Consider the following 25,970-nt stretch of genomic DNA (forward strand, 5'->3'; position numbering starts at 1 on the left):
AAAGTATGGGTAGTACAGCTTATGATGACACTAATATTTTTGCTAAGATATTAAGAGGTGAGTTGTCTTATGAGGAAATACATAAAAATGAAAATGTGCTAGCTTTTCGTGATAAGTATCCTGATGCACCAGTTCATATTCTAGTTATACCAAAAGCTCAATACGTTTCATACGATGATTTTGTTCTGAAAGCTTCCGAAGAGGAAATAGTAAGTTTTTTTAAAACTGTTAGAGAAATAGCACATAAATATAACTTAGAAAAAACAGGATATAGATTAGTTACTAATCACGGTAAAGATGGAGAGCAAGTTATACCGCACTTTCACATACATATTTTAGGTGGTAAAAGATTAGGAAAGCATGTAAATTCATAGTGTTATATGTTTTTTAAATGAGTGAATATTTAACCATATTAATTTTTATCTGTGTATCAATTGTAGTATCCTTTACTTTAGGTGTATTACCTATGTTTCTTGCAGTCAGTAACCCAGATGGTGAAAAGCTTTCTACATATGAGTGTGGCTTTAATCCTTTATCAAGAGCCAGAAAAAGTTTCGACATAAAATTTTACTTAGTTGCAATATTGTTCATAATATTCGATTTAGAAATTGCTTTTCTTTTCCCTTGGGCCGTTTCTTTATCTAAAATAAGCTATTGCGGATTTTGGTCTATGATGATATTCCTTGCAATACTTACTATAGGCTTTATTTATGAGTGGTGTAAAGGTGCGTTGGAATGGGAATAAATTTATCTAATGGCGACTGGAATCGTTACAAAAAAGAAGGTTTTCTTATCACTAAATTTGGCGATTTAATAGATTATATAATGAACTGGGCAAGGTCTGGTTCATTGTGGCCAATGACATTTGGTCTTGCATGTTGCGCAGTAGAGATGATGCACACTGCATCCAGTCGTTATGATCTTGATAGATATGGCATAATCTTTCGTGCAAGCCCAAGGCAAGCAGATGTTATGATTGTTGCTGGCACGTTAACTAATAAAATGGCAGCAGCATTGCGTAAAGTTTATGATCAAATGGCAGATCCCAAATACGTCGTCTCTATGGGAAGTTGTGCAAATGGCGGTGGCTATTATCATTATTCTTACTCAGTAGTCCGTGGTTGCGATAGAATTGTGCCAGTTGATGTGTATGTTCCTGGATGCCCTCCAACTGCTGAGGCGTTGCTATATGGAATGCTATGTCTACAAAATAAAATAAAACGAACTAAAAATATATAGCATGGATAAAACTGCAAAATACATACAAAAAAAGACTAAATGTGAATGTATTCAGAAAAATGATGGCACTATTGTAATATATTCAGCTTTGAATGACATTGAAAATCACTTACTCTTTCTACGTGATGATGAAAAGTGTAGGCTTGAATTATTAGTTGACGTTTTTGGAGTTGATTACCCAGATAGAGAAAAACGTTTCGAGCTAATATACAATTTGCTCAGCGTTGTACACAATATCAGAGTGCACATAAAGCTTCAGTTATGTGAAGGTGATATACCTCTAAGTGTAGCAAAGATATTTAACGCAGCTTCGTGGTTTGAGCGTGAAGTATTTGATATGTATGGAATAGAGTTTTCTGATCACCCAGATTTACGTAGGATTTTAACGGATTATGGATTCAAAGGTCATCCAATGTTAAAAGATTTTCCTCTCACTGGCTACGAGGAAGTAAGATACGATATAGAGGCAAAAAAGGTTGTATATAATCCTATAGACTTACCACAAGATTTTCGTATGTTTGACAGCTTATCCCCTTGGGAAGGTAGTAAAGCCACAAAAGTAAATATAAAGGAGTAGAAAATGACAGCACAAAGAAAAAAAATATCTTTGATTGGTGCAGGAAATATCGGTGGGACTCTTGCCCATATGATTGCACTAAGAGAGCTAGGAGATGTTATTTTGCTTGATGTAAGCGATGGAATACCACAAGGTAAAGCGCTTGACATTACAGAATCATCTCCTATTGATCGATCTAATGTCAATATTACTGGTACAAATAGGTATGAAGATATAAAAAACTCTGACGCAATTATAATAACTGCTGGCATTGCCAGAAAACCTGGAATGAGCAGAGATGACCTTCTGCAAACTAATGCTGCAGTAATGAAAGAGGTTGGGGAAAATATTAAAAAACATTCTCCAAACGCATTTGTAATAGTGGTTACCAATCCTTTAGATGCTATGGTTTCAGTAGTATACAAATCTTCAAGTCTGCCAACTAATATGATTGTTGGTATGGCAGGAGTGCTTGACTCTGCTCGTTTTCGTTATTTTCTTGCAAGTGAGTTAAATATTTCTGTCGAAGATGTATCTGCTTTTGTGCTTGGAGGACATGGTGACACTATGGTACCACTAATCAATTATGCTTCAATTGCTGGCATTCCACTTACCCAAATCATTGAGATGGGTTTGATTACGCGAGGAAAAGTTGATGAAATAGTTGAGCGCACTCGTAATGGTGGAAAAGAAATAGTTGATCTACTTAAATCTGGATCTGCATACTATGCTCCTGCATCTTCAGCCATAAGTATGCTAGAATCATACTTAAAAGATAAAAGGCGTATATTACCATGCGCTGCTTATCTTAATGGTGAATATGGTGTGAAAGACTTATTCATTGGTGTTCCTACTATTATTGGCAAAAATGGAGTTGAGAAAGTTCTAGAAGTTAAAATGAACGATAGTGAACAAGAGATGTTTTATAAATCTGTAAGTGCAGTAAAAGAGCTCTGTCAGCTAAATTAATTGCCCTATAGAATTTCTTTGAGCTCAAGCTTCGAAAACAGTCTAAAAAAATTATTCGTAGTTATTTTTGCTACTTGTTCCGGCGATTCATTCCATAATTCTGCTAAACAATTCACAACATATTTCACCATTGCCGGTTCATTTTTTCTTCCTCTGTAAGGCTCAGGAGATAGATAAGGTGCATCAGTTTCAACTAAAACACGCTCACGTGGCACATTTTGTGCAATTTCTCTTAGTAAGTTCGCATTTTTAAAAGTAATAATTCCAGAAAATGAAATGTATAATCCCAAGTCCATAGCCTTATAAGCAAGCTCTTTAGAAGAAGCAAAGCAATGCATTACTCCACTAAAAGCGTCCTTCTTCATTTCTGAATTTAACATATCAATCATCTCACTATCAGCATTTCTAGTGTGAATAACTAAAGGTAATCCTGTTACTTTTGCCGCTTCTATATGTGATGCAAAACTTTTTTTTTGATTGCTTTTATTATCAGATTTATAAAAATCTAATCCGGTTTCACCGATACTAATTACCTTTTTGCCCTTAGTAAATTCAATCAATTCATCAGCATTTATACATTCACCTTTTTCCACATTAGTATCAAGCGGATGTATACCAACGGAGCAGTAGACTTGATCATAGGATGAAGAGATTTTTAATAATTTAGGGATATCATTAATGCTTATACATATGTTATGCAAAATTCTCACACCATTTTGCTCTGCTCTTGAAATTACCTTTGGTATTTCATCATCAGAAAAATAAATTAGATGACAATGAGAATCAACTATCATAAATAGATCCTTTTATGATAGAAGAAAACTCTTCTATCACTTTTTTATAAACTTCTTTTTTGAACGGTATGGCACTGGCTACCAAATCATCCACATTTTGCCAACGCCACTCTTTGAACTCTGGATGATCAGTATAGTTAATATTAATATCCTTATCCTTCCCACAAAATTTCATTAAGAACCACCTTTGCTTTTGGCCAGAATATCTCCCATTCCAGCATATCGGTATAACTTCCTCGGGTAAGTTGTAATATATCCACTCTTTATTTTGAGCCACAACTTCTGCTTCATCAGTACCAACTTCCTCCAATAGCTCACGTAGCGCTGCCTGCTCTAGCTCTTCACCTTCATCAACTCCTCCTTGTGGCATCTGCCAATAAGAGTCACTATCAAAACGTTTTCCAATAAAAATATTTCCCTGTTTGTTAAATAACATTATGCCAACACAAGGGCGATACTCTTTCTCCTCACTAATCACAAATACTCTCTGTTGCTAAATTATCTATCATAGAAGTTCCAACTACTTTTTTACTATTCATTTTTTCAACAATTTTTTTTGCAACTTCTTTTGCGCTTAAGTTTGAGTTATCAATTTCAAGTGAACCTTGAGGCACAAATAGTTTCTTTCCTTTAATTCTTCTCATAGCAAAATCTGAATCAGTAATTTTTCTCTCCTGCTCTCTTTCCTTTAATTGAACGCGCTTTACTAGTTCTCCACTATTACAATATAACACCACAGGGAGAATCTCCACGTTCATTTTTTTACTTAAATTCACCACTGAGTTATATACTTTTTGATCATAGGAATCACCTTTTATCAATTCGTTTGTAAATATATAATGCTTTGATTCTATATGGTATTTTTCCAATATTGCTAACATATTCTCTCTAATCACAAAAATTTCTTCCCATATTTCACTTGTAACCTCAGCGTTTCTGAAATCAATCATATCAAATATAATATTATTAAACAGGTTATTGTCTACTATCACCCCATCAATAATATTACACAGCTCTTTTGCAATCGTAAGTTTGCCACTACCCGGAAATCCGATTAAGTAAATGATCATACCATCAGAAAACTATCATATATTACAAATATATGTATTATAAACGTTACACTAGAAACATATCAAAAATAGTTCATATTCAGAAATTTTGAGTGTATCATTACAGATAAATTATATAATTTAGAATAATGAATGGTGATACAGAATCAATAAAAAATACAATTGTAGATGTAATAGATCAAAACAAAGGTCAAGATATAGTTACTTTTGATGTACAGAATAAAACTGTCATTGCAAAATATATGATCATTGCATCCGGTGATTCGAGCCGCCATGTAAAAGCATTAGCTGAGCAAGTGATGAAAAATCTCAAGCAATATGATAAAATAGATGTAGAAGGTATGGATGAAGGTAACTGGGTGATTGTGAATTTTCAAGGTATAATGGTTCACCTATTCAGGCCAGAAGTAAGAGAATATTATAAGATAGAAGAGTTATGGAATTGATTATCCAGGTAGCTGGTATACACTTGCTCAAATGTTGTAATTTTGAAGGCAACCCTTATGAAGTTGGTGGTGTCATTCCAGTGCTTGACACTGGAATCTAGAAAACTTAATCATAAACGAGCACACTATACAACATTTTTGATGAAATTTCATAATAAACTGGATTCCAGCGTCAAGCACTGGAATGACGCCATCGTTAACAACACCGTTTACACACAAAATAACATATTATGAAACATAAATCCGAGTTTTTAAACTTCATTCAAGAAAGAGGATACCTATATCAATGTACAAACATTGATAGGTTAGACCAGCTATTATCACAAGATAATTATATAATTGCATACATTGGGTTTGATTGTACGGCACCAAGTTTGCATATTGGCAGTCTCATTCAAATCATGATGCTCCGTCACCTACAAAAATTCGGTTATAAGCCAATAATTCTACTTGGAGGTGGCACAACAAAAATTGGTGACCCATCTGGTAAAGACAAAGCAAGAAGCGTCTTGCCGATAGAAGATATCAATCAAAATATACTTGGTATAAAGAAAACCCTCGAGAAGATGATATCTTTCGATTATGGAAAAACTGGTGCAATCATAGTAAACAACGCAGATTGGTTAGATAACATAAAATATATAGACTTTTTGCGTGATATAGGGACACATTTTTCTGTAAATCGCATGTTAGGCTTTGATAGTGTGAAAATTAGGCTAGATAGGGAGCAAAATCTAAGCTTTCTCGAGTTTAATTACATGTTGTTACAAGCCTATGATTTTGTCGAGTTGAATAAAAAGTATGGCTGTCGTCTCCAGATTGGAGGGTCAGACCAATGGGGAAATATAGTAAACGGAATTGAACTTGGCAAAAAGTTAAATTTACCTGAGCTGTTTGGTCTTACCACACCTCTTTTATTAAACGCACAAGGAAAAAAGATGGGCAAAACTGAAAGTGGAGCAGTATGGCTTGATGGTAGCATGCTAAAGCCCTATGACTACTGGCAATATTTTCGCAATGTTGATGATCAAGATGTTGGTCGTTTTTTGAGACTTTTCACTGATTTATCAATTGATGAAATTAAAAAACTAGAGTCCTTGAAGGATCAAGAAACAAACGAAGCAAAAAAGGTCTTGGCAACAGAAGTGACAAAAATATGTCACGGTTGTAAAGAAGCGAAACTTGCACGATCTGCTGCAATCTCTGCTTTTGAAAATGAAGACAGTTCATTGCTTTCTGGTTACACTATCACAAGAGAACAAGTTGCAAATGGCATACTCCTGATAGACTTGCTTCATGACACCGGTTTTGAACCTTCAAAAGGTGCGGCAAAGCGTTTAATACAGGGCAATGGATGCAAAGTTAATGATAATACTATAAATGATGTTAACTATATAATAAATTCTGAGAGCTTCAAAGATCAGTCATTCATAAAATTGTCTGCAGGAAAGAAACGCCATATTAAAATTTTAGTGAGTGAAGTAAGAAAGTGAATTTGTATCTGTTCAGCAGAGTGGTAAAATAAGGTAGCCAAGAAAAGATAATTATAGGAACAAATGGATATCATTGAAGCAGCTGACACTGTGGCAGAATCGCTAGGCAATCCTACTATCGCTAGCAGTTTCTTGCTGTCGATTTGCTAAGATTGGTTTATCAACTTGAGTATCAGGCTTTGACAATTTATATATAGCATTGCCAACTATTAGTGCTGTTGCTGTAATTGCAACTACTGCTATAACTATAGGTATTAACTCAGCTGTAATTGCTCCGGCTGTAAAAAGTGCTATAGATATAGCAGTACCTAATAATGCAGTTACTCCACCGGCAATCCACCCTATCTTAATTGCTTGACAATTAAGATAGTATAAAGGAGTCTCTCCCCACATATCTACTGCATTAACATTGACACCTCTTTCCACAAGAGCATCTATTATGGCCATACTGCGAAATAAAGCAGCATAGTGTAAAGGAGTCCTTCTCCATATATTTATTGCATTAACATCTGCACCTTTTTCTATGAGAGCGTTTGCTATGTTTATACTATCAAGATAAGTAGTATTATGTAAAGGAGTATCTCCTTTTACATCTTTTTCATTAACATTTGCCCTTTTTTCCATGAGAGCCTTCGCTATATTTTCTAGGTTAAAGGAAGCCACCAAGTGCAAAAGAGTCGCTTTTTCACCATCTTTAAACACATAATTTATATCAAAGCCAGACTTTTCCCACTCTTCATATTCCTTTGAATATCTTTTCAGCTCATTTTGTATTTTTTCAATTACGTTATCTTTGCTTAAATCTTTGTCAACATTAACTAAACTCAATAATTCGTGCCAATTTGAAATTTCCATTGCCATAACCTTACCTTTAATTTTCAATAATGTATTTAATTATATGATAAGAAGTCAATTTAAATAAATTACACATACATGGAACTTATCAGATAAATATATAATATGAACTAGATTCCAGCGGGCTTTGTTGCATCACTATCTATGAAAGGCTAACTATACAAGCAGCTTATTGAAAATCTTATTTTTTGCAATCAATCTGATTAAATTTAAGAATAGTAATTTATTGTTTGTACTAGTAAATTTAATTCTACTTAAAATAGCTAAAGCATTGAAATTCTTGAATTCTAGCTAGATTAGTGAATGATAGTAAAACTTCTTTTACTTAAATTTAGATATTTACTGACTGTCCTTACTATAAATGCTAGAATAATAAGCTATTGATATTCTACATTTTTATCTTTTATCCATCGTAGATAGCGATGCAACAAAGCCCAATAGCGTCAACTTAAGAAAAGATGTTAAGGAGTAAAATACTGTAAAAAATAGGACCTTTGGTTTCTATTTTATTTCAATAAAGAAGATATCAGTAAAGCTTATCTATTAAGGTGTCACATAGAGGAGTGCTATAAACGAATCAAAGTAGAAGTAGAATTAGAGAATTTTTCTGGGATAAATTTAGAAATAAGAATTTTGTGCAAACTTGGTCATGTGCAATACTTCATATGTGTGATGCACAAGAGCCTTGGAACCCGGATCAAATTGCTGAGTATTGTTTAAATTTTTCAGTTTTATTTGGTGTAATGAGACAGAAACTTTATCAGGTGCTTATTAGCACCAAAAAACTTTCAAGCCCTTTTTAAAATACGCACTAAAGTTAACGTGAAGATTGTATAGCCGCAATAAAGTAGATAAGCCTAAACGCCATAATGTCTTTAGGAGAGCTTGCTAATTTATTCTCTTAAGTTAACGCCATTGCCTGAACAGATACATAAAAAAGTAGTACTTGCAAGAAAGAGTTACTTAAGAAATTAATTAACTTTGCTATTTTCTCTAACATACCTAGAAGAAATAGATACATTATCTAATGCACTACTAATCCTAGTATTCCTTTCATTAATCGCTGCAGTTGGTTGAAAGGCAGCATAGATGATGTATTGCGGCATATCATTAATTTGTGCTAGAATAAAATTAATACATTCAATATTACCTTTATATATAGCAATGCCAAGTGGTATTAAGCTGTACGTCCGACCGTCTTTATAGTTTATAGTATTTTCAGTAGTCAGAATCTCTTGCAATATACCGCTATTTTGAGCCTGAGTTAAAATCGAATTAATATGTGCATGATTACCTTCATGTATAGCAAAGCCAAGTGATGTTAAGTTGTACGTCCAACCATCTGGAGAATATACAGTATTTTTAGCAGCAAGAACATTTTGCAATATACCACTATTTTGGGCCTGAGTTAAAATCGAATTAATATGTGCATGATTACCTTCATGTATAGCAAAGCCAAGTGATGTTAAGTTGTACGTCCAACCATCTGGAGAACACATAGTATTTTTATTAGCAGTAAGAACTTCTTGCAGCGTACCATTATTTTGAGCTTGTCTTAAAATAGAATTAATATACTCATTGTTATTTCTATATATAGCAAGGCCAAGCAATGTTAAAATGTATGTCCAATTATTCAGAATATCTTGCGATACAACATTATTTTGAATCATTGTTGAAATGTAGTTACAACATTCCTTATTATTTTCATATATGGCAAAGCTAATTGGTGTTAAAATATGCGTCAGACCATCTGAAAACTGTAAAATATTTTCAGCAATAAAAACGCCTTGCAGCATATCATTATTTTGAGCTTTTTCTAAAATAGAACTGATACATTCTTTATTACCTTTATATATAGAGAAACTGAGTGGTGTTAAAGCATACTCCTTAGTATTGAAATACTGTACAATATTTCTAGCAGCAAGAATATCTTGTAGTATTCCACTGTCCTGGGCTTTTGTTAAAATATCATTAATATATCTTGGCTTATTGTAATGTATAGCAAAGCCAAGCGATGTTAAGGTGTATATCAGACTATCTTGATAGTTTATAATATTTTCAGTATTAATAATCTCTTGCAGTGTACCGTTATTTTGAGAATGTATTAAAATAGAATTAACGCATTCGTCATTACATTTGAATATGGCGAGGCTAAGTAGTGTTAAAGTGCGTTCCCCACCTCTTGGAAATTGTGTAGTATATCCTATTGTAAGAACTTTTAGTAAATCATTCTCTGAGGCTACTTTCAAGATATTACTAATTCCCTCACCATTTGATATTACCTTTTTCAACTTAAAATGCAAATTTCGTTGTGCTTGTGTTAAGTTGTTATCATTTAGCATATTCTTGTAACCTCGCTTTAAAGTCAGTGCAGTTTAATTATTCTATGTTAGTATACACCAATAGAAAAAATTTCATCATATGTTCTGGAAAAAATTTACACAGGTTAATGAGGAAATCGTAAGAGAGAGCCTAAAAAAGGTTATAGAAAAGAAAAGTGGTAAGAATGTTGGTGTAGTATCCTCAATTGTTATTAAGGGTAAAGATGTTGCTTTTGCTCTTGAAGTTACTGAGCCAAATGAAGAATTAAGAAAAAATTGTGAGCAAGCTGTTAAGGCGATACCGGGAGTAGGAAAGGTTACTGTAGTTGCTACTGGTCAAAAACAAGCTAGGCAACAAAAAGCTAAACTTCATATCGAAGGAGTGAAAAATATAATTGTCGTTGCTTCTGGTAAAGGAGGTGTGGGTAAGTCGACAGTTGCACTAAATCTAGCTCTTTCGTTAGCAGAATTAAAACATAAAGTTGCGCTAGTTGATGCAGATATATATGGTCCTTCGATTCCTAAAATGTTGGGCACTGAGAAATTAAAACCAGAAATACAGAGTGGTAAAGCAATGCCTATAGAGAAACATGGTCTCTATACTATTTCAATTGGCTATTTTATTGATAAGGACCGCGCAGTAATATGGCGTGGACCTATGATCACAAAAGCACTTTACAATTTGCTAATGGGAACAAGGTGGTCTGATATAGAATATTTAATCATTGATACACCGCCTGGCACTGGCGATGTACATTTAAGTCTGATGGAGAATTTTAGTTTAACTGGAGCAATAATAGTTTCAACTCCACAGGAGCTTGCTTTAGTCGATGCACAAAAAATTTATGATATGTTCACAAAGCTCAGCGTGCCAATTATCGGCATTGTGGAAAATATGAGCTATTTTGTTCAAGATAATTCAAAAATACACATATTTGGAAAAGGTGGTGCAAAAAAAATGTCTGAAGAGCTGGGAGTCAAACTCTTGGGCAGAGTTCCTCTAGATCCGCAAATATGTAGTGCTTCTGATTGTGGAAATCCTTCAATACTAAGTGAGGATTTAGTAAGGATTTATGAAGGCATTGCTAAAGATGTTAGGTCTTTTGTATGCAGTCTATAAAGTTTTTTTAAACTACTTTTAAAATAGGTAGAATGTAATTTTAGGTGAATAAAATATTTCAAATGGCAGCAGCTACCTCGTATCTGAACAGACAATAGACTTCTTGGATAACTTAAGAAACAAGTAGTAGAAGCAATATTAGGGAAGGTATAAATTTTGAGCAGGTAAGTAAACTTGATGAAGAGAAGCTTCGAAGACTAAGAGGAGTAAAAAGAAAAACATTGGAAAAATAATAGAAATTTTAATAGAGGAAGAGGCCAAGAAAAAGGCAAGAGGAGGAAAACCAAATATATTTATTAATAGCACTCGAATATTTGTGTAAATACCGTACATATTTCCATATAGCGCAAAGCTATGGAATAAGTGAAAGTTCTTGCTAACGGCTGAATAGAAGATGCATTGATAAAACATCCAGATTTCAGGAAGATAAAGAGCTATTAAAGTTAAATAGGAGTATGCAAAAGTTTTATAAAAAGGGAATGTTCAACTCCCCCATAGAAGATCAAAAAATATCCTTAGGTTATCCAAGAAGTCTATTGTTGGTAAACATAAAAGGCTATTTGCCTTTTTATCTAGTTTATGCAGGAGGTCTATATTTATTGTTGAGTGTGATTTTAGGCATTTCTGCTAAAACGCAACTTTTAAATCGCCAAAATTTCTCCTTGCCTTTACTAATTCCGATTCTTGGAGTGCACACATAATCTGGTTTGAGGTGATATTCATAGAGACAAAATTCATGACTTATAGTAAGGTCTTGTTTATTATGTTCTTTTGTAATGTTTAATTTTTTGCACAGTATGCCTGGCCCGCCTAAATTTGCTTCAAGCGGTTCAGTGAGCTTTAATCCTCGTATTAACACTGCTGCTGGGAATCCTTCTGCTTCTGTTACAATATTTAGACAATAGTACATTCCATATATAAAATATACGTACGAAAACCCTGGCGTACCAAACATTACTGAGGTTCGATTAGTATAGCCTCTTGCTGCATGACAAGCTGGGTCATCCATTCCTATATACGCTTCAACTTCAGTTATTATTCCACTAAAATTAGAAAATTTCAGCATCTTCCCTAGCAGCTCCCCAGCTACGGTTAAAGTTGGCCGTTCATAGAAATTTCTTGGTAATATTGTGTTATTCATCATAGAAGTACAAGTTACTTACATTTGTAAGCAAGTTATACTATTTTTGCTTTTTCTTATTTATTTAGTCAAGAGCATTTCTGAGAAGTAGAAGTTGGTGTTGTTGTCACATTTGTTACATCTGTTGAAGGCTGCTGTAAAACCTTGACTGATTCAGAGCTCTTTTGTTGCAATTGCGGTACTAACGCTTCATATAAAGATTTTGGCTCACGTCTCTTACCTATTTTGACTTCTTTATTTGCACGCAACTGCTCTGCAGTAACACCGTTGCCTTCAAGGAGAGTTACACCATTCTTACCATCAATGTTAACTTTAACTTTGCATTCTCTTCCATCAACATACCACTTTAAAGTCATTTCATATAACCCACTAATTATTTCATAAACTCTTTCCTCATTATCACTATAGCAAGATGCCCCCCTCTTTTTTTCTTGATTAGGATGACAAAATGTAATTGTTCTTACACCATACTCTTTACATATACTACCGCCTAGAAGTTTAGCTATATCTACTCCTTCTTTATTGGCATGTAGCACAACTCTCACGGTAGGATAAACAATATTCTCTTCCCTTTTGCCTTCTTTTATCATTATGGACTCTATGGTATATACCTTCGATATCTCTGCCTTAATTTGGTCAGCAATCTTGCCTACAATCTCTTTACCATGATAGTGAGATTCTCCTTTCTTCGGAGAAAAAGGTTCTTTGTTTGTAGTATTAGTGTCTGGATCATTCTGTAACTCAAAGAATTTATCCCATTCTTCATCACTGTCTAATTTGATATATTCACGCTTGTTCTTGCCTGATACTGCATTCTGAATACTAGACGATCCTTCTGTTACAGTTGTACCAGAGCTATTGCCTTTACCTTTTAGAAGAACAAGATGCTCTTCTGACCTTTCTTCCTTACTCAACTTTGAAGCTGCATCACCAAAAGAAGGTTTCTCTACTATATGCGTGTAAGAATTTTTAACTCTACTCTCATTATCAGGTACTGTAGTAGCCCACAAAAGCTTTTTAATATAATCTAACATATGCCACCTCTTACCATTAACTAAATATCAGTATGCAAACTTTGCTATAACTAATCAATAACTAAATTTACTCCAAATAAAATGAGCTGATAAAAAGGTATAAATTGAGATTAGGTAAAGCTTTTGGTATAATATCTAGTTAATTTTGAATAGGCAGGTGATCTCAGCTACAAAGACGTTTTTTATCTCATTTATTTTTGGGTTTATTCTCTTTCCCTATTTTATAAAACTTCTAAAAAAGATAAGTAAAGATGGACAACCAATCAGATCATATGGACCAGAAAGTCATTTAATAACAAAAAAGAATATACCACCTATGGGTGGAATAATAATACTAACTTCTGCTTTATTACCAATCCTGCTTTGGACTCAATTAACACCAGAAATTTCATTGCTGGTATTTATAACTCTATTTTTTGCTCTACTTGGATTTATTGATGACTATTTAAAATTGAAGACAAATCACCACCGAGGTTTAAGTGCAAAAACCAAAATACTCATTCAGCTTGTCGTTGCTTTGGTTTGTATGTTTATACTTAAGCTACAATCTGCTGAAGGTTTTACAGAAATTTTTCTATTTAGAGAAGTAGCAATCGACTTAGGCTATCTATATATTCCATTTACTGCATTTGTGATTGTCGGCTCTGCTAATGCTGTGAACCTCACAGATGGCTTGGATGGCCTTGCTGCAACTCAAGCCATTACTTCCTTTGCTTCTTTGGGGCTAGTTGCATACATCACTCAGACAGATGTAAACATTACTTTATTCTGCATTGCATTTATAGGAGCTATTTTAAGTTTCTTGTGGTTTAACACACATCCAGCAAAAATATTTATGGGTGATGTTGGAAGCCTATCAATCGGTGCAGCTTTAGGACTCACTAGTGTTCTAATTAAAAAAGAAATGCTTTTTGCCGTTATTGGAATAATCTTTGTAATAGAGACTTTATCTGTGATTATTCAGGTATCATATTTTAAACATACGAAATTTAAATATGGAGAAGGAAGAAGAGTTTTTCTTATGACACCAATACATCATCACTTTGAAAAGAAAGGATGGTCAGAAAATACAATAGTTATAAAATTTTGGATAATTTCTATTGTTTGTTCGATTTTTGCTGTAACTTTCTTATTATAGGAATTATGAGATATCCAGACTTTACATTAGAAAATACATTATCAGGAATTATAGCAGGGGTAGATGAAGTAGGAAGAGGTCCACTTGCTGGTCCAGTGGTATCTGCAGCTGTAATATTTACTGATAGAGATACGGTTATTGATGGAATAAACGACTCAAAAAAGCTAACCCCTAAGTGTAGGCAAGTTCTATACGAAAAAATAACGTCTGTTGCAAAATTTGGTATAGGAATGGCAAGTGTAGAGGAGATAGACTCATACAATATCTTGCAAGCAACAAAGCTTTCAATGAAACGTGCGCTGGTAAATTTAGATTTAGAACTAGATTATGTGTTAGTTGATGGTAATCAACCACTTGAAGTGAAATGGCAAACAAAGTCTATAGTGAATGGTGATAGTTTAAGTATATCAATTGCAGCCGCTTCAATCGTTGCAAAAGTTACAAGAGATCGGCTTATGGAAGAATTGCATAATAAACATCCTCAATATAATTGGTATAAAAATAAAGGATATGGAACAAAAGAACACCTCAGCGCTATTGGCCTTCATGGAATTACGAAGCACCATAGAAAGAATTTTGCACCTATAAGAATACTATAGCCTTTAATCACTTACCTTTTTTGAAAGGTATGTTTTCATTAAACAGGCAGACTGTACTTGATCCGTTTCTTAAGGTAAATACCGAGCTTACTCTTTCAATTATCAGGTAGTCATCAACTGTACGAAAATTTATCAAGGACTCATATCCTGCAGAATCAACCATAAAAACTGCCGGGAAATCAGAGTTTATTTTATTAAATTGTAGATATGTAAATTTTCCGTCATCAAAAACCTTAATTGGTATTATTGATTGACTGCCTTTAACGTGCGAGATGGAATAGTTAAAATTCAAGCCTTTCTTTATAACCTCAATATCACTTATATCAGGGATAGTGGTGTGACTAGCTTGCTCTAGAATATCACCGTTACTCGTTGAATAAATTTCATCACTGTTGAACAGTGGATAAAGAAACCTTACTTCATATGCTAACCTTGGATCATCTAGCCCGTTTGCTTCTTCAGCATGAAACTCGAAATAATAAACTCTTTTATTGGTAATTATAGTTGCATTAGTATCGGCAATATCATCTATAGGCTTAATAAATAATCTATTACCTTGAGGAAGGAGTTGCCAACCGGTTGCATCACCCATTGAAAGACTCTCTATTACCTCCCCTGGCTCAAACAATATGCTGGATTGATAACCATAAAAGCCCGTGTACTTATGTATAGCCTGTGGATTATAATTCATTACCTTTATGTGGTTATCACCAGCTATTGGTCGTGGTTCCTGTTTTGCAAGTGCATCACCACCACAAAAAAATAATAGCGCAACAAACAGTAACCTAACCATAGTATCAAAATAAACTGATCTTTATTTTATCATTGATAGACATGTACTGCAACTGTTAAGCTATCCCAGTAGTAAGCGATAGAAAATGCAAGCTTCATAATAATTCATTACTGCAGGAAAAAATTCTTTAAACATTATTTTCATATATGTTAAAATAGGTTGTGAGGTAAATTATGAATGGAATAATGAGCAGCTTTTCAGTGCTGTTCTTAGTAATAATATAGAAGAAGCTGAAAGATTAATAAACGCTGAAGCGAGTGTACATTCAGTAGATAAGCATGGGATGGCCCTTTACATCATGCTGCTCAGCGTGGCTATGTAGATCTAGCAGAGTATTTGATAAAAATAGGAACAGATGTCAACTCAGTAGATAATTTTGGAAATACCTCTTTACATTTAACTGCGCATAGCGGTTATATAAAAGATAATGGTGTGTGGGTCAATATAGAAGAGACTGCTAATTCCGTCATAAAAATACAGTGGAGTTGTTGCTTAAAAAAGGGCAAATATCAATGCAGCGAACCATCAGATGCAGACTCCTTTACATATTGCAGCAGAAGGAGGACATAGTTATTTGTTAGAGGAGCTGCTTAAAAAGGGAGCTGCTGTTAACTTAGCAGATGATGAGGGAAATACTCCACTTCATTGCGTTGGTGGTATGGGCGGCGGTGAAGACGATAAAGAAGTAATAAAACTTTTACTTAAAGCAGGGGCAAATATTAATTTAGTTAATAGAGAAGGAGATACTCCTTTAAGTAGTTATGATTTAAGAAGTAGTCATCTTATACCAATTCCCGCTATACAAGCAACGAATAGACAATAATGGAAAAAAAGCCATACTGAAGTAAGTAAAATAGCGAGGTTTAGATGGCATTAAGATCAAAATTATTGGATGAAAAAGTGGTAAAATCAGCAAAAGAGATGCTGAAGAGAGTAAGAAATAATGCGTATGTTGCAAAAAAACTAAATGCTGTAATTGCAGCAAAAAAGCACAGTATAACAGCTGTAGCAAAAATATGTTGCATTTCGAGAAAGGCAATTACTACATGGATAAAGCACATAAAATTTGGAAGAGAAGAAAAATTATTTGCTCCACCTCAACGCCGAGGAAAACCCCAATATTACTATTAGAGAAATGAGAATAAGAATCCAAGAAAGATTTGGTTTGAATATCAGCAAATCCGCAATACATCGTAATATGCAAAAAATGAAATTCTCATATATCACACCAACATAGTGGACAAGATAAAAACAAGCAAGAGGAGTTTTAAAAAAAACCTCAATGAAACTATTGTCATGCATTCTGAAAAAGAGCTATTTTTCTTCGATGAATCACGGTTTGGTACACATTCAAAAATTGGACATGGGTGGTTTAAAAAAGGCAGTAGGACACAGGTTAAGGTAAAATTAGGTAGGGAAAATTTTTATCTCTATAGTGCAGTTAATCCCAGAAATGGAGAGAATTTTAGCTTATTTGCACCAAACGTCAACACTGATTGTATAAATATATTCCTTGAACAGATGTCGCAATATTTAGGAATAAGAAAGGCTTTTCTCGTGATGGATTGCGCTAGTTGGAAAAAATTTAAAGGTACCTAAAAATATCGAAATTATATACCTACCACCATACTCACCTGACCTCAATCCTGTTGAGAGGTTTTGGTTATATATAAAACAGAACATTTTACGCAATAAAATCTACGATACAATTGTTCTGCTTGAATGTGCTTTGTGTAAATTTATTACCTCTCTTTCCCCTTCCACGGTTAAACAACTCTGCAATGCTTCTTATTTGGTTCATTAATTTGGTATTAGTGCAGATATAAAATTGATGATAGTTCACATTACAAAACTAAAAGCTGCTGGGTTGTTTATCAATCAGCGAAATATTCAATTTATGGATGAGTTAGTGAGGTTCTGGAGAGGAAGAAATAACAATTTCTTGCAGAATTTACCAAGGTGGTTTTCAAAATTTAACAAAGAAGTGTCAAAGCTCAAGAAAGAGAATAGTGTGCTATATACCTTTCTGAGAGAAAGTAACATTAATGTGCTAGTTAAAATGTGGGAAGAAAGCGAATATATAAGAAACAAATTTATTGGTAGAGATTTAAATAAGGAATTAAAAGAGATTTTAAAAGAACGGTATTCAAAATATGCTGACATTTTAATCAACAAAGCCGATGACATAAGAAGAAAAATATTTCTACATAATAATAAGCTACTACTTGATCCTTTGTCAGAACATTATCAATATAGCTTCAAAGATATGACGTTTACTGATATCAGAAATTTTTTTGACGTTCATAAAGAGGATTTTAGAAAAAAATCACAAATATCTCTAATTGACTTGATAGATCTAAGTGACGTAAGAAAAAACACTCCTATACTGAAAGTACAAGCATTTGTTGAGATTATTAGGAATGTAAAACCTAGCAGAAATCTTGATAATTCAAACGCTGAACAACTTCAAGCTATTGATAGAAAAATCCCTTAATTGTACATAGGCCAAGTTGGCTTATGTGTTCTTATTCTCACTTTGTAAACATGCCAATAATTTTATCCATTATTCCGCCCATATTTGCTTCAGCTTGAGTGTGTGCTATCTTACCACCGTGTGAAATTAATTTGGGATCTGCGCCAGGTGATATATTAACAAATTTACTACCAACAACTCCACTGCTAGTGATTAGGGCTGAGCTATCAACTGGGAGTTTTATATCCCTACTTATACACATGTCGATTCGTGCTATGTAGGTAGCTTTGTCTAGTGATACACCAGTTATGCTTCCGACTTCCACACCAGAGATCTTGACACTATCACCAACTCCTACACCGTTAGCATCAGTAAAAAGGCCATGTATTTTATAACAATCCTTATAGTTTTTCTTTATGTAAGATAATTTATCAATAGCGAAGAAGATAAGAAAAACAGTAAAAATTAATACAAATGAACCAGCAGTTATTTCAAGTATATTTAACCTTCGCATCTTTAGTTATTAGGATTCCAGCTTTCATAGTAATTTTTCACCTTTTGGTTTGGGTAGTATGCATCTTTTGTACCTGTTAAATTAGGAATTTTTCTTTTGTTATTATTCACTGGTACTGCATTATCAGTATAATGCAGCCATATATGCCATGCTGGAGGAATTGTTGTAGGCTCAGAAACATTGTCATATATTACCCGTCTTTTTCCTTTACTTGATTCATAGTAAGAATTTCCGTTTTCATCTCTACCTATAAGTTTACCTTTTCTCCTTAATAAGTTTGTTACTGAATTATAAATTTTAGATAACATAAAGGTATTAAAACAAAAAGTATTATATATACTAATACTTTAACGATGTATTAACAACAGTTTAATGCAATTACCAATTCTACAAGTTATTATACCAATAATTGCATCGATGTTCTGCTTTCTTACCAGGAAACATAGGGTGTCCTGGTTTATCTCTTTTTTTACAACGGCAGCTACTTTCTTTATTTCATTAATGTTGCTAGTGAAAACATACAATGGTGAAATTATAACTTATTATCTTGGAGATTGGGCTCCTCCATACGGAATAGAGTTGAGAATTGACATATTGAACTCCTTGATTCTAACTTTGGTGAATTTTATAGCGCTGATTAGTGTGCTTTATAGCTTTCATATTAATGAAAAAGAGATTAGCAAAAACAAAATCTCTGGTTTTTACTCTCTATTTCTACTGTGCCTAAGTGGATTACTTGGGATTTTAGTCACAAATGACATATTCAATCTTTATGTCTTTTTAGAAATTTCATCTCTTTCTTCTTATGTTTTAGTTTCAATGGGAAGGGATAAGAAAGCTTTAGTTGCAGCATTTGAATACCTCATTAGTGGTACTCTAGGAGCAACATTTTACTTGTTTGGCATCGGGCTTTTATACTCTATGACAGGAACGCTCAACATGCCTGACATGGCTGAAAGGATAGTGCCATTATATGATAATAACATCATAAGACTTGGTACATTGTTCATTTTTGTTGGTCTCTCAATTAAGATGGCACTGTTTCCACTCAGCAAATGGTTGGTTAATGCTTACAGTGAAGCACCTAGTTTCATTAGCATATTCTTTTCAGGCACAGTAACCAAAGTGATGATGTATGTTTTTATCAGAATCTTTTACACTGTTTTTCAGCAAAATTTTTTCTTACCACTGCATAATGTGATAATTATCCTCGCACTTTGTGCTATTGTATTTGGATCAATATCTGCAATAATCGAAAAAGATATAAAAAGACTGTTTGCTCACTCCAGTATCAGTCAGATTGGCTATATACTTTTAATGCTGGGTTTAAATTCAAAATCAGGTTTGTTTTCAGCAGTTCTTCACATAGTAAATCATAGCATGATAAAAACGTCTTTATTCATGGTTGCAGGGTGTATTTCTTATAAGGTTGGTATGACAAAAATAGAAAATTTATCAGGACTAAAAAAGTCAATGCCCTATACAACACTCGCATTTACTCTACTTAGTTTAGCATTAATCGGTGTACCCTTGACAAATGGCTTTGTAAGTAAGTGGTATATGATGCAAGCAATTCTTGAATCTCATGCATGGGTCTCTCTGATGGTTTTTGCTGTTAGCTCTTTTTTTGCATTAGTATACATTTGGAAAATGGTTGAGAAAATGTATTTTGAAAACAGTACAGCATCAAACGCTGGAATGACACTTAATGAGGTACCATTGCTTATGCTCTTTTGTCTATTATTTATGGCAATTTTAACGGTAATAACTGGGATATATAGTAGTCCAATTCGGTTGGTAATTAATAAATTTGCTTTTTGATTTTCTTATGTTTTATTGTATCTCAAAGTCTGTAAAGTTTTTGCTGTGGATAAGCTGAAGAAGATTCACTTATTATTAGTCATTAACGTAATAGCTCTGTTTTGCGTTGGCATTGTTGTGCAATATTCTTCTGCTGGAGGAAAGTGGGCTCCATTTGCAATTCACCAATTGGTCATATTCTCTTTCTTCTTTTTGCTTGCTATAGCTATGTCATTTATAGAGCTAGATTTTTATTTGAAGCACGCTTATTTTTTTTACATAGTAGCAGTAATTGCGCTGTTAGCAGTAAATTTTTTTGGCTCGCATATAATGGGTGCAACGAGATGGATAAGAATTGGGTCAATTAGTTTACAACCATCAGAATTTGTAAAAGTGGGCTTAATACTTGCACTTGCTTGTTATTTTAATAAACAAAGTGTGTATAAAATGATGAAATTTCAAAGCTTATTTAAGCCACTTATAATTATTTTCTTACCTGTATTCCTTGTATTGAAGCAACCTAATTTAGGAACAGCTGTAATAATATTGTTTATAGGAGCATCAATTATATTCACAGCAATAATGGAAAGATCTCATTTAATAATTTTTGGAACTCTTGGCATTTTCGCAATACCAGCTATTTGGCCTTTTTTGCGCCCTTATCACAAGCAAAGGATATTATCATTTTTGGATTCATCAGTAGATCCACTTGGAATAGGTTATAATGCACAGCAATCTCAAATAGCTATTGGTTCAGGAGGTTTGTTTGGTAAGGGATTTGTTAATGGGAGTCAAACTCAACTTGGATTTTTGCCAGAGAAACGCACAGATTTTGCTTTTGCGGTACTTAGTGAGGAATGGGGGTTCTTAGGCAGCATGACTTTGATTTTACTCTATACCACATTCCTCGCTATAATATTCTCTATCGCTTACAGGTCAAAAAATTATTTTTCTAAGTTAATATCTATCGGGGTTTTCGCCTTTTTTGGTGCTCATTTCTTTATAAACATTGGAATGACAATAGGCCTTTTACCTATAATAGGTGACCCACTTCCATTTCTATCCTATGGCGGAAGCACAACTGCTGCGAGCTTAATATGTATAGGATTGCTACTTAGTTCCGTGGCATCTACAAAGAACTTAAAGCTAAGTTTCCGATTTTACCCATAGAAAGAGCTTAGACAACCATCACTCTGCTAATGGTTAACGTTCTTCAATGAGAATCCCATTTTACGGTGCTTAAATCTATTCCTTCTTGTACCATTTCCAAAAGTGGGCTCATCTCTCTTAGCCGTCCAACATTTTTAGTAACAAGATCTGCTGCGTATAGAACTTCATCTTTAGTTGTAAATCGGCCAAGGCCAAATCTAATTGATGAATGCTCAAGATCGTGGCCATTGTTTAGTGATCTTATAACATAAGAAGGCTCAAGGGATGCAGATGTGCATGCAGAACCAGAGCTTACTGCTAAATCCTTGATTGCCATGATAAGAGACTCACCCTCAACATAAGGAAAACTTAAGTTGAGGTTACCAGGAATCCTATTTTCATAGTCACCATTTAAAACAACATCAGGAAATGCCTCTTTTATTTTGTTGTACAAAATATCTCTCAACTCTTCTAATTTGCTTGCTTCTATTTCCATTTCTTTTTTAGCGATACGTGCTGCTTCACCAAAACCAACTGCAAGGGGAGTAGGAACTGTTCCAGAGCGCATGCCTCTCTCCTGTCCACCACCACTAATTAGTGGCGTCAATCTAACACGAGGATTTTTTCTACGGACATATAATGCACCTATTCCCATAGGTCCATAAATTTTATGGCTAGAAAGGCTCATAAGATCAATGTTCATTTCATTTACGTCTATTGGAACTTTTCCAAAGCTTTGGGCAGCGTCTGTATGAAAAAATATATTATGCTTTCTACACATTGCACCAATTTCTTTGACAGGTTGCATTACTCCGATTTCATTATTTGCCATCATCACTGAAATCAGAATTGTTTTATCAGTGATTGCCTTCTCAAGTTTCAACAAATCTATAATTCCGTTTTGCTTAACGGACAAATATGTAACTTTAAAGCCTTCATTTTCCAGATGTCGACAAGAATCTAAAACGCACTTATGCTCCGTGCAGACAGTTATTATATGATTTCCCTTATTCTTATAAAAATGAGCAACACCTTTGATAGCCATGTTATTTGATTCGGTTGCACCCGAGGTAAAGACGATTTCTTTGCTGTCTGCATTCACTAAATCAGCAATGTGCTTCCTTGCTTTTTCTACTGCTTCCTCAGCTGTCCAACCAAATGAATGACTACGAGAGTGTGCATTACTAAACTCACCAAAATAAGGTATCATCACCTCCAAAACACGAGGATCTACTTTAGTAGTAGATTGATAATCGAGAAATATTGGTAATTTTATTTTAGCATTGCGTATTTTTTCCATATTCATAGTCAGGTTTCAGCATAGAAGTTACAATATTTAGTAGCACTAAAGCTTAATTTTTTCAAGATATAATCTTGCCTAAACGAAAGTTGTCAGCGCTCTCTCCTACGTTATTCCACTGTCCCTGTAATGTCATTTTCTATGATCAGTATTTATGCAGCTAGGTCGAATACGCGCTAGGCAAACCTACCAGCGCTAGCAGCTTCTTGACGCCCATCCATTAAGACTGCTACTCCATCAACTTTAGTACTGGGCTTTAACATCATATATGTAGCACCACCAACTGCTAGTCCTGTTGCTATAACTGCAACCACTGCTATTGGTGTAGAGGGTTTTGACTCAGCTGTAACTATTCCAGTTGCAGAAAGTGCTTTCGCTATTAAAACTATAATGCACCCATTTGTCTAGACCATTTTTTTCAAAGTGATCCGATTTTTAAAATGAATATGTTGATAAATACGTCGACACACATTTAAAGTATTTATCAATATATTCATTTACTGTTTATGATAATAAAGATCAGCAGGAACTTTATAATGTAGAGTCTGATGTCGCCTTTTATAGTTATACCAACCAACAAAATCGTTTATTATAAGATTCAAATCTCTGATACTATTTGGTCTATAATAATATATAGCTTCTTGCTTTAAAGTTCTCCATAAACGCTCAACAAATATATTGTCGAAGCAACGTCCTTTATGATCCATACTAATTTTAATATTAGCACGCTCTAATTCCATAATAAAGTTGTAGCTAGTAAACTGCACTCCTTGATCACTATTAAAAATCTCAGGTTTACCTTGTTTTAGAGCTTCTTTGAGAGTATAAAGGCAAAATCCAGCATCGAGATATGGTGATAATGAATGAGCAATAATATAGCGACTATACAAGTCCATTATTGCCACAAAATAGACAAACTTACCTTCTACCATAATATATAGTAGCCCATACCTGATTAACTCTACAAATAATCAAATCTTTGAGTAAATAAGGATATATTTTATGCTTTTTTTCTTTAATACTTGTATTACATCTTTTTCTACAATACAGCCCACTAATCTTCATTTTTTTCATAATTCTTAAGATTTTTTTGTGATTGACTACTACTCCACTCGCTATGATTTCAGCAGTAATTTTACGATATCCATAACGGCAATCAGAAGCCAAATATACTTCTTGAATCAAATTTCACTTTCGTTATTAATTATATGCCTATAATATAGGCTAGATCTGCAAATCCCCAGTAAATCAGCCTGTTTCCTAATTGATAGATCAGAATCTTTTTCTATAAACCTTACTCTATCTTTTTTGCTTATTTCAGTAATTTTTTTTTCAAATAACTATTTTCCACTGTCAATTCTCCTATTACTTTATGTAAACTTTCTATTTCTTGCGCTAAGATTCTTTGTTTTCTCGCACTTTCACTTTCTTCAACAAATAGGTCTTTTAACCTTGCCAATACTCTATCACGCCAATCATATAGATTTGTTGATGGTATTTTATATTCACTACATATCTCAGATGTGCTTTTTTGATTTTTTATTGCTTCCAAAGCTATCTTTGCTTTTAACTCTGGTTCATATTTTTTTGTTGCCATACTTTTACCCCTTTACCTTCCTACTCGGATCAACCATTTTTTTTTAGTCTAGTTTATGGGGTGCATTATAGGATTAATGATATTTATCACTTTCCATATTGGTTGCGATTTGTGGTCGCGAAATACCTCCTTCAATTTTTGAAGTAAGTTTGTCCGCGCTTTCATCTGTGGTGTTGTTTGTACCCTCCACTTTCCTTGTTTTGTGATCTTCTCTCGAAAATCAAATCCTAGAAAGCTGAATGTCTCTCTTTCCTTTAGGTTAATTACTTTTGTCTTTTCTTTATTTACTTCTACCTTTAGTTTTGCTAATTCTTCTTGTACCCTTCTATACACTAATTTTTCTAGCCATTCCCATCTCTGGTGCCCATCTATCTATAATGCACCCCATAAACTAGACCAAAAAAAAATGGTTGATCCGAGTAGGAAGGTAAAGGGGTAAAAGTATGGCAACAAAAAAATATGAACCAGAGTTAAAAGCAAAGATAGCTTTGGAAGCAATAAAAAATCAAAAAAGCACATCTGAGATATGTAGTGAATATAAAATACCATCAACAAATCTATATGATTGGCGTGATAGAGTATTGGCAAGGTTAAAAGACCTATTTGTTGAAGAAAGTGAAAGTGCGAGAAAACAAAGAATCTTAGCGCAAGAAATAGAAAGTTTACATAAAGTAATAGGAGAATTGACAGTGGAAAATAGTTATTTGAAAAAAAAATTACTGAAATAAGCAAAAAAGATAGAGTAAGGTTTATAGAAAAAGATTCTGATCTATCAATTAGGAAACAGGCTGATTTACTGGGGATTTGCAGATCTAGCCTATATTATAGGCATATAATTAATAACGAAAGTGAAATTTGATTCAAGAAGTATATTTGGCTTCTGATTGCCGTTATGGATATCGTAAAATTACTGCTGAAATCATAGCGAGTGGAGTAGTAGTCAATCACAAAAAAATCTTAAGAATTATGAAAAAAATGAAGATTAGTGGGCTGTATTGTAGAAAAAGATGTAATACAAGTATTAAAGAAAAAAAGCATAAAATATATCCTTATTTACTCAAAGATTTGATTATTTGTAGAGTTAATCAGGTATGGGCTACTATATATTATGGTAGAAGGTAAGTTTGTCTATTTTGTGGCAATAATGGACTTGTATAGTCGCTATATTATTGCTCATTCATTATCACCATATCTCGATGCTGGATTTTGCCTTTATACTCTCAAAGAAGCTCTAAAACAAGGTAAACCTGAGATTTTTAATAGTGATCAAGGAGTGCAGTTTACTAGCTACAACTTTATTATGGAATTAGAGCGTGCTAATATTAAAATTAGTATGGATCATAAAGGACGTTGCTTCGACAATATATTTGTTGAGCGTTTATGGAGAACTTTAAAGCAAGAAGCTATATATTATTATAGACCAAATAGTATCAGAGATTTGAATCTTATAATAAACGATTTTGTTGGTTGGTATAACTATAAAAGGCGACATCAGACTCTACATTATAAAGTTCCTGCTGATCTTTATTATCATAAACAGTAAATGAATATATTGATAAATACTTTAAA

The 25,970-nt window shown here is 33.7% G+C and carries 28 protein-coding genes and 5 pseudogenes; 19 read left to right on the forward strand and 14 right to left on the reverse strand.

Annotated features, from left to right (window positions below):
• Positions 1 to 5: 5 nt before the first annotated feature.
• From OPS21_RS07315 to mdh, 5 genes are read left to right on the forward strand one after another with little or no spacing between them, the layout of a single operon-like run.
• Positions 6 to 374, forward strand: coding sequence for an HIT domain-containing protein (locus OPS21_RS07315; RefSeq protein ID WP_006014413.1), 369 nt, complete (start codon positions 6 to 8; stop codon positions 372 to 374).
• Positions 375 to 391: 17 nt separating this feature from the next.
• Positions 392 to 745, forward strand: a complete 354-nt coding sequence (locus OPS21_RS07320) for an NADH-quinone oxidoreductase subunit A (protein WP_064085468.1) — start codon at positions 392 to 394, stop codon at positions 743 to 745.
• Positions 736 to 1,239, forward strand: a complete 504-nt coding sequence (locus OPS21_RS07325) for a NuoB/complex I 20 kDa subunit family protein (RefSeq protein ID WP_007302257.1) — start codon at positions 736 to 738, stop codon at positions 1,237 to 1,239. The genes OPS21_RS07320 and OPS21_RS07325 overlap by 10 nt, the downstream gene beginning before the upstream one ends.
• Position 1,240: 1 nt before the next feature.
• A complete protein-coding gene (locus OPS21_RS07330; RefSeq protein WP_017532371.1) occupies positions 1,241 to 1,816 on the forward strand; it encodes an NADH-quinone oxidoreductase subunit C in 576 nt (191 codons plus the stop codon).
• A 3-nt stretch (positions 1,817 to 1,819) separates the two neighbouring features.
• Positions 1,820 to 2,764, forward strand: coding sequence for a malate dehydrogenase (gene mdh, locus OPS21_RS07335; protein WP_211907691.1), 945 nt, complete (start codon positions 1,820 to 1,822; stop codon positions 2,762 to 2,764).
• A 5-nt stretch (positions 2,765 to 2,769) separates the two neighbouring features.
• On the opposite strand, the gene OPS21_RS07340 is transcribed toward mdh, so the two are convergent.
• Genes OPS21_RS07340 through OPS21_RS07350 form a run of 3 tightly spaced genes read right to left on the reverse strand, consistent with a single transcriptional unit; the run spans position 2,770 to position 4,628 of the window.
• Complete coding sequence (locus OPS21_RS07340; RefSeq protein WP_010403563.1) at positions 2,770 to 3,558, reverse strand: TatD family hydrolase; 789 nt, start codon at positions 3,556 to 3,558, stop codon at positions 2,770 to 2,772.
• Complete coding sequence (locus tag OPS21_RS07345; protein ID WP_007302261.1) at positions 3,548 to 4,036, reverse strand: RNA pyrophosphohydrolase; 489 nt, start codon at positions 4,034 to 4,036, stop codon at positions 3,548 to 3,550. Before OPS21_RS07345 ends, OPS21_RS07340 begins: the two co-directional genes overlap by 11 nt.
• Positions 4,029 to 4,628: an AAA family ATPase gene (locus OPS21_RS07350; RefSeq protein ID WP_064085464.1), complete on the reverse strand. Its 600-nt coding sequence runs from the start codon at positions 4,626 to 4,628 to the stop codon at positions 4,029 to 4,031. Before OPS21_RS07350 ends, OPS21_RS07345 begins: the two co-directional genes overlap by 8 nt.
• 128 nt (positions 4,629 to 4,756) lie before the next feature.
• On the opposite strand from OPS21_RS07350, the gene rsfS reads away from it, so the two are divergent.
• Positions 4,757 to 5,074 (forward strand): ribosome silencing factor, encoded by a 318-nt coding sequence (rsfS, locus tag OPS21_RS07355; RefSeq protein ID WP_064085463.1) that lies wholly within the window; start codon positions 4,757 to 4,759, stop codon positions 5,072 to 5,074.
• 230 nt (positions 5,075 to 5,304) lie between these two features.
• Entirely contained in the window at positions 5,305 to 6,567 is a 1,263-nt protein-coding gene (tyrS, locus tag OPS21_RS07360) for a tyrosine--tRNA ligase (RefSeq protein WP_264336526.1), read from the forward strand.
• 102 nt (positions 6,568 to 6,669) lie between these two features.
• On the opposite strand, the gene OPS21_RS07365 is transcribed toward tyrS, so the two are convergent.
• On the reverse strand, positions 6,670 to 7,422 hold the full coding sequence (locus tag OPS21_RS07365; protein WP_319606858.1) for an ankyrin repeat domain-containing protein: 753 nt from the start codon (positions 7,420 to 7,422) through the stop codon (positions 6,670 to 6,672).
• A 510-nt stretch (positions 7,423 to 7,932) separates the two neighbouring features.
• On the opposite strand from OPS21_RS07365, the pseudogene OPS21_RS07370 reads away from it, so the two are divergent.
• Positions 7,933 to 8,314 (forward strand): annotated as a pseudogene (locus OPS21_RS07370) (IS4-like element ISWosp8 family transposase); the annotation flags it as partial.
• 79 nt (positions 8,315 to 8,393) lie between these two features.
• On the opposite strand, the gene OPS21_RS07375 reads toward OPS21_RS07370, so the two are convergent.
• On the reverse strand, positions 8,394 to 9,764 hold the full coding sequence (locus OPS21_RS07375) for a WD_0033/WD_0034 family tandem repeat-containing protein (RefSeq protein WP_265027635.1): 1,371 nt from the start codon (positions 9,762 to 9,764) through the stop codon (positions 8,394 to 8,396).
• Between the two features lie 79 nt (positions 9,765 to 9,843).
• On the opposite strand from OPS21_RS07375, the gene OPS21_RS07380 reads away from it, so the two are divergent.
• Entirely contained in the window at positions 9,844 to 10,863 is a 1,020-nt protein-coding gene (locus OPS21_RS07380) for an Mrp/NBP35 family ATP-binding protein (protein ID WP_264336521.1), read from the forward strand.
• A gap of 149 nt (positions 10,864 to 11,012) precedes the next feature.
• Positions 11,013 to 11,237: pseudogene (locus tag OPS21_RS07385) on the forward strand (helix-turn-helix domain-containing protein); the annotation flags it as partial.
• Positions 11,238 to 11,440: 203 nt separating this feature from the next.
• Here OPS21_RS07385 and OPS21_RS07390 read toward each other — a convergent pair.
• Entirely contained in the window at positions 11,441 to 12,004 is a 564-nt protein-coding gene (locus tag OPS21_RS07390) for a DNA-3-methyladenine glycosylase (protein WP_214303133.1), read from the reverse strand.
• A 68-nt stretch (positions 12,005 to 12,072) separates the two neighbouring features.
• Positions 12,073 to 13,038: a hypothetical protein gene (locus tag OPS21_RS07395; RefSeq protein ID WP_264336520.1), complete on the reverse strand. Its 966-nt coding sequence runs from the start codon at positions 13,036 to 13,038 to the stop codon at positions 12,073 to 12,075.
• Between the two features lie 157 nt (positions 13,039 to 13,195).
• Here OPS21_RS07395 and mraY point away from each other — a divergent pair, with 157 nt between their 5' ends.
• Positions 13,196 to 14,176, forward strand: coding sequence for a phospho-N-acetylmuramoyl-pentapeptide-transferase (gene mraY / locus OPS21_RS07400; RefSeq protein ID WP_264336519.1), 981 nt, complete (start codon positions 13,196 to 13,198; stop codon positions 14,174 to 14,176).
• A 5-nt stretch (positions 14,177 to 14,181) separates the two neighbouring features.
• Entirely contained in the window at positions 14,182 to 14,775 is a 594-nt protein-coding gene (locus OPS21_RS07405; protein WP_264336518.1) for a ribonuclease HII, read from the forward strand.
• A gap of 7 nt (positions 14,776 to 14,782) precedes the next feature.
• Here OPS21_RS07405 and virB9 read toward each other — a convergent pair whose 3' ends face one another.
• Complete coding sequence (gene virB9 / locus OPS21_RS07410; RefSeq protein WP_264336517.1) at positions 14,783 to 15,568, reverse strand: P-type conjugative transfer protein VirB9; 786 nt, start codon at positions 15,566 to 15,568, stop codon at positions 14,783 to 14,785.
• 336 nt (positions 15,569 to 15,904) lie between these two features.
• Here virB9 and OPS21_RS08120 point away from each other — a divergent pair, with 336 nt between their 5' ends.
• From OPS21_RS08120 to OPS21_RS07425, 4 genes and pseudogenes are all read left to right on the forward strand, one after another.
• On the forward strand, positions 15,905 to 16,138 hold the full coding sequence (locus OPS21_RS08120) for a hypothetical protein (protein ID WP_406833377.1): 234 nt from the start codon (positions 15,905 to 15,907) through the stop codon (positions 16,136 to 16,138).
• Positions 16,098 to 16,391, forward strand: a complete 294-nt coding sequence (locus OPS21_RS07415; RefSeq protein WP_264336516.1) for an ankyrin repeat domain-containing protein — start codon at positions 16,098 to 16,100, stop codon at positions 16,389 to 16,391. The genes OPS21_RS08120 and OPS21_RS07415 overlap by 41 nt, the downstream gene beginning before the upstream one ends.
• Positions 16,392 to 16,435: 44 nt before the next feature.
• Positions 16,436 to 17,372, forward strand: a pseudogene (locus OPS21_RS07420) (IS630 family transposase).
• Positions 17,373 to 17,399: 27 nt separating this feature from the next.
• Entirely contained in the window at positions 17,400 to 18,062 is a 663-nt protein-coding gene (locus OPS21_RS07425) for a hypothetical protein (RefSeq protein WP_264336515.1), read from the forward strand.
• Positions 18,063 to 18,099: 37 nt separating this feature from the next.
• Here the strand turns inward: OPS21_RS07425 and mlaD are convergent, their stop codons facing one another.
• Together mlaD and OPS21_RS07435 are read right to left on the reverse strand one after the other, a co-directional pair.
• On the reverse strand, positions 18,100 to 18,555 hold the full coding sequence (gene mlaD, locus OPS21_RS07430; RefSeq protein WP_264336514.1) for an outer membrane lipid asymmetry maintenance protein MlaD: 456 nt from the start codon (positions 18,553 to 18,555) through the stop codon (positions 18,100 to 18,102).
• Positions 18,556 to 18,557: 2 nt separating this feature from the next.
• Complete coding sequence (locus OPS21_RS07435; protein ID WP_264336513.1) at positions 18,558 to 18,863, reverse strand: NADH-ubiquinone oxidoreductase subunit NDUFA12 family protein; 306 nt, start codon at positions 18,861 to 18,863, stop codon at positions 18,558 to 18,560.
• Positions 18,864 to 18,927: 64 nt separating this feature from the next.
• On the opposite strand from OPS21_RS07435, the gene OPS21_RS07440 reads away from it, so the two are divergent.
• Together OPS21_RS07440 and rodA are read left to right on the forward strand one after the other, a co-directional pair.
• Positions 18,928 to 20,376 carry a proton-conducting transporter transmembrane domain-containing protein gene (locus OPS21_RS07440; RefSeq protein WP_264336512.1) on the forward strand — a complete coding sequence of 483 codons (1,449 nt, stop codon included), beginning with the start codon at positions 18,928 to 18,930 and terminating at the stop codon, positions 20,374 to 20,376.
• Positions 20,377 to 20,421: 45 nt separating this feature from the next.
• On the forward strand, positions 20,422 to 21,525 hold the full coding sequence (gene rodA / locus OPS21_RS07445; protein ID WP_265027636.1) for a rod shape-determining protein RodA: 1,104 nt from the start codon (positions 20,422 to 20,424) through the stop codon (positions 21,523 to 21,525).
• 43 nt (positions 21,526 to 21,568) lie between these two features.
• Here rodA and OPS21_RS07450 read toward each other — a convergent pair whose 3' ends face one another.
• The 4 genes and pseudogenes from OPS21_RS07450 to OPS21_RS07465 form a co-directional block, all read right to left on the reverse strand.
• A complete protein-coding gene (locus tag OPS21_RS07450) occupies positions 21,569 to 22,810 on the reverse strand; it encodes an IscS subfamily cysteine desulfurase (RefSeq protein WP_264330661.1) in 1,242 nt (413 codons plus the stop codon).
• A 170-nt stretch (positions 22,811 to 22,980) separates the two neighbouring features.
• Entirely contained in the window at positions 22,981 to 23,118 is a 138-nt protein-coding gene (locus OPS21_RS07455) for a hypothetical protein (RefSeq protein ID WP_264336510.1), read from the reverse strand.
• 183 nt (positions 23,119 to 23,301) lie between these two features.
• A pseudogene (locus OPS21_RS07460) lies at positions 23,302 to 24,401 on the reverse strand (IS3 family transposase).
• A gap of 48 nt (positions 24,402 to 24,449) precedes the next feature.
• Complete coding sequence (locus tag OPS21_RS07465; RefSeq protein ID WP_264336509.1) at positions 24,450 to 24,734, reverse strand: hypothetical protein; 285 nt, start codon at positions 24,732 to 24,734, stop codon at positions 24,450 to 24,452.
• 110 nt (positions 24,735 to 24,844) lie between these two features.
• On the opposite strand from OPS21_RS07465, the pseudogene OPS21_RS07470 reads away from it, so the two are divergent.
• Positions 24,845 to 25,944 (forward strand): annotated as a pseudogene (locus OPS21_RS07470) (IS3 family transposase).
• Positions 25,945 to 25,970: the final 26 nt, after the last annotated feature.

This window comes from Wolbachia endosymbiont (group B) of Chorthippus parallelus, from assembly GCF_947251815.1.
Taxonomy (GTDB): Bacteria; Pseudomonadota; Alphaproteobacteria; order Rickettsiales; family Anaplasmataceae; genus Wolbachia.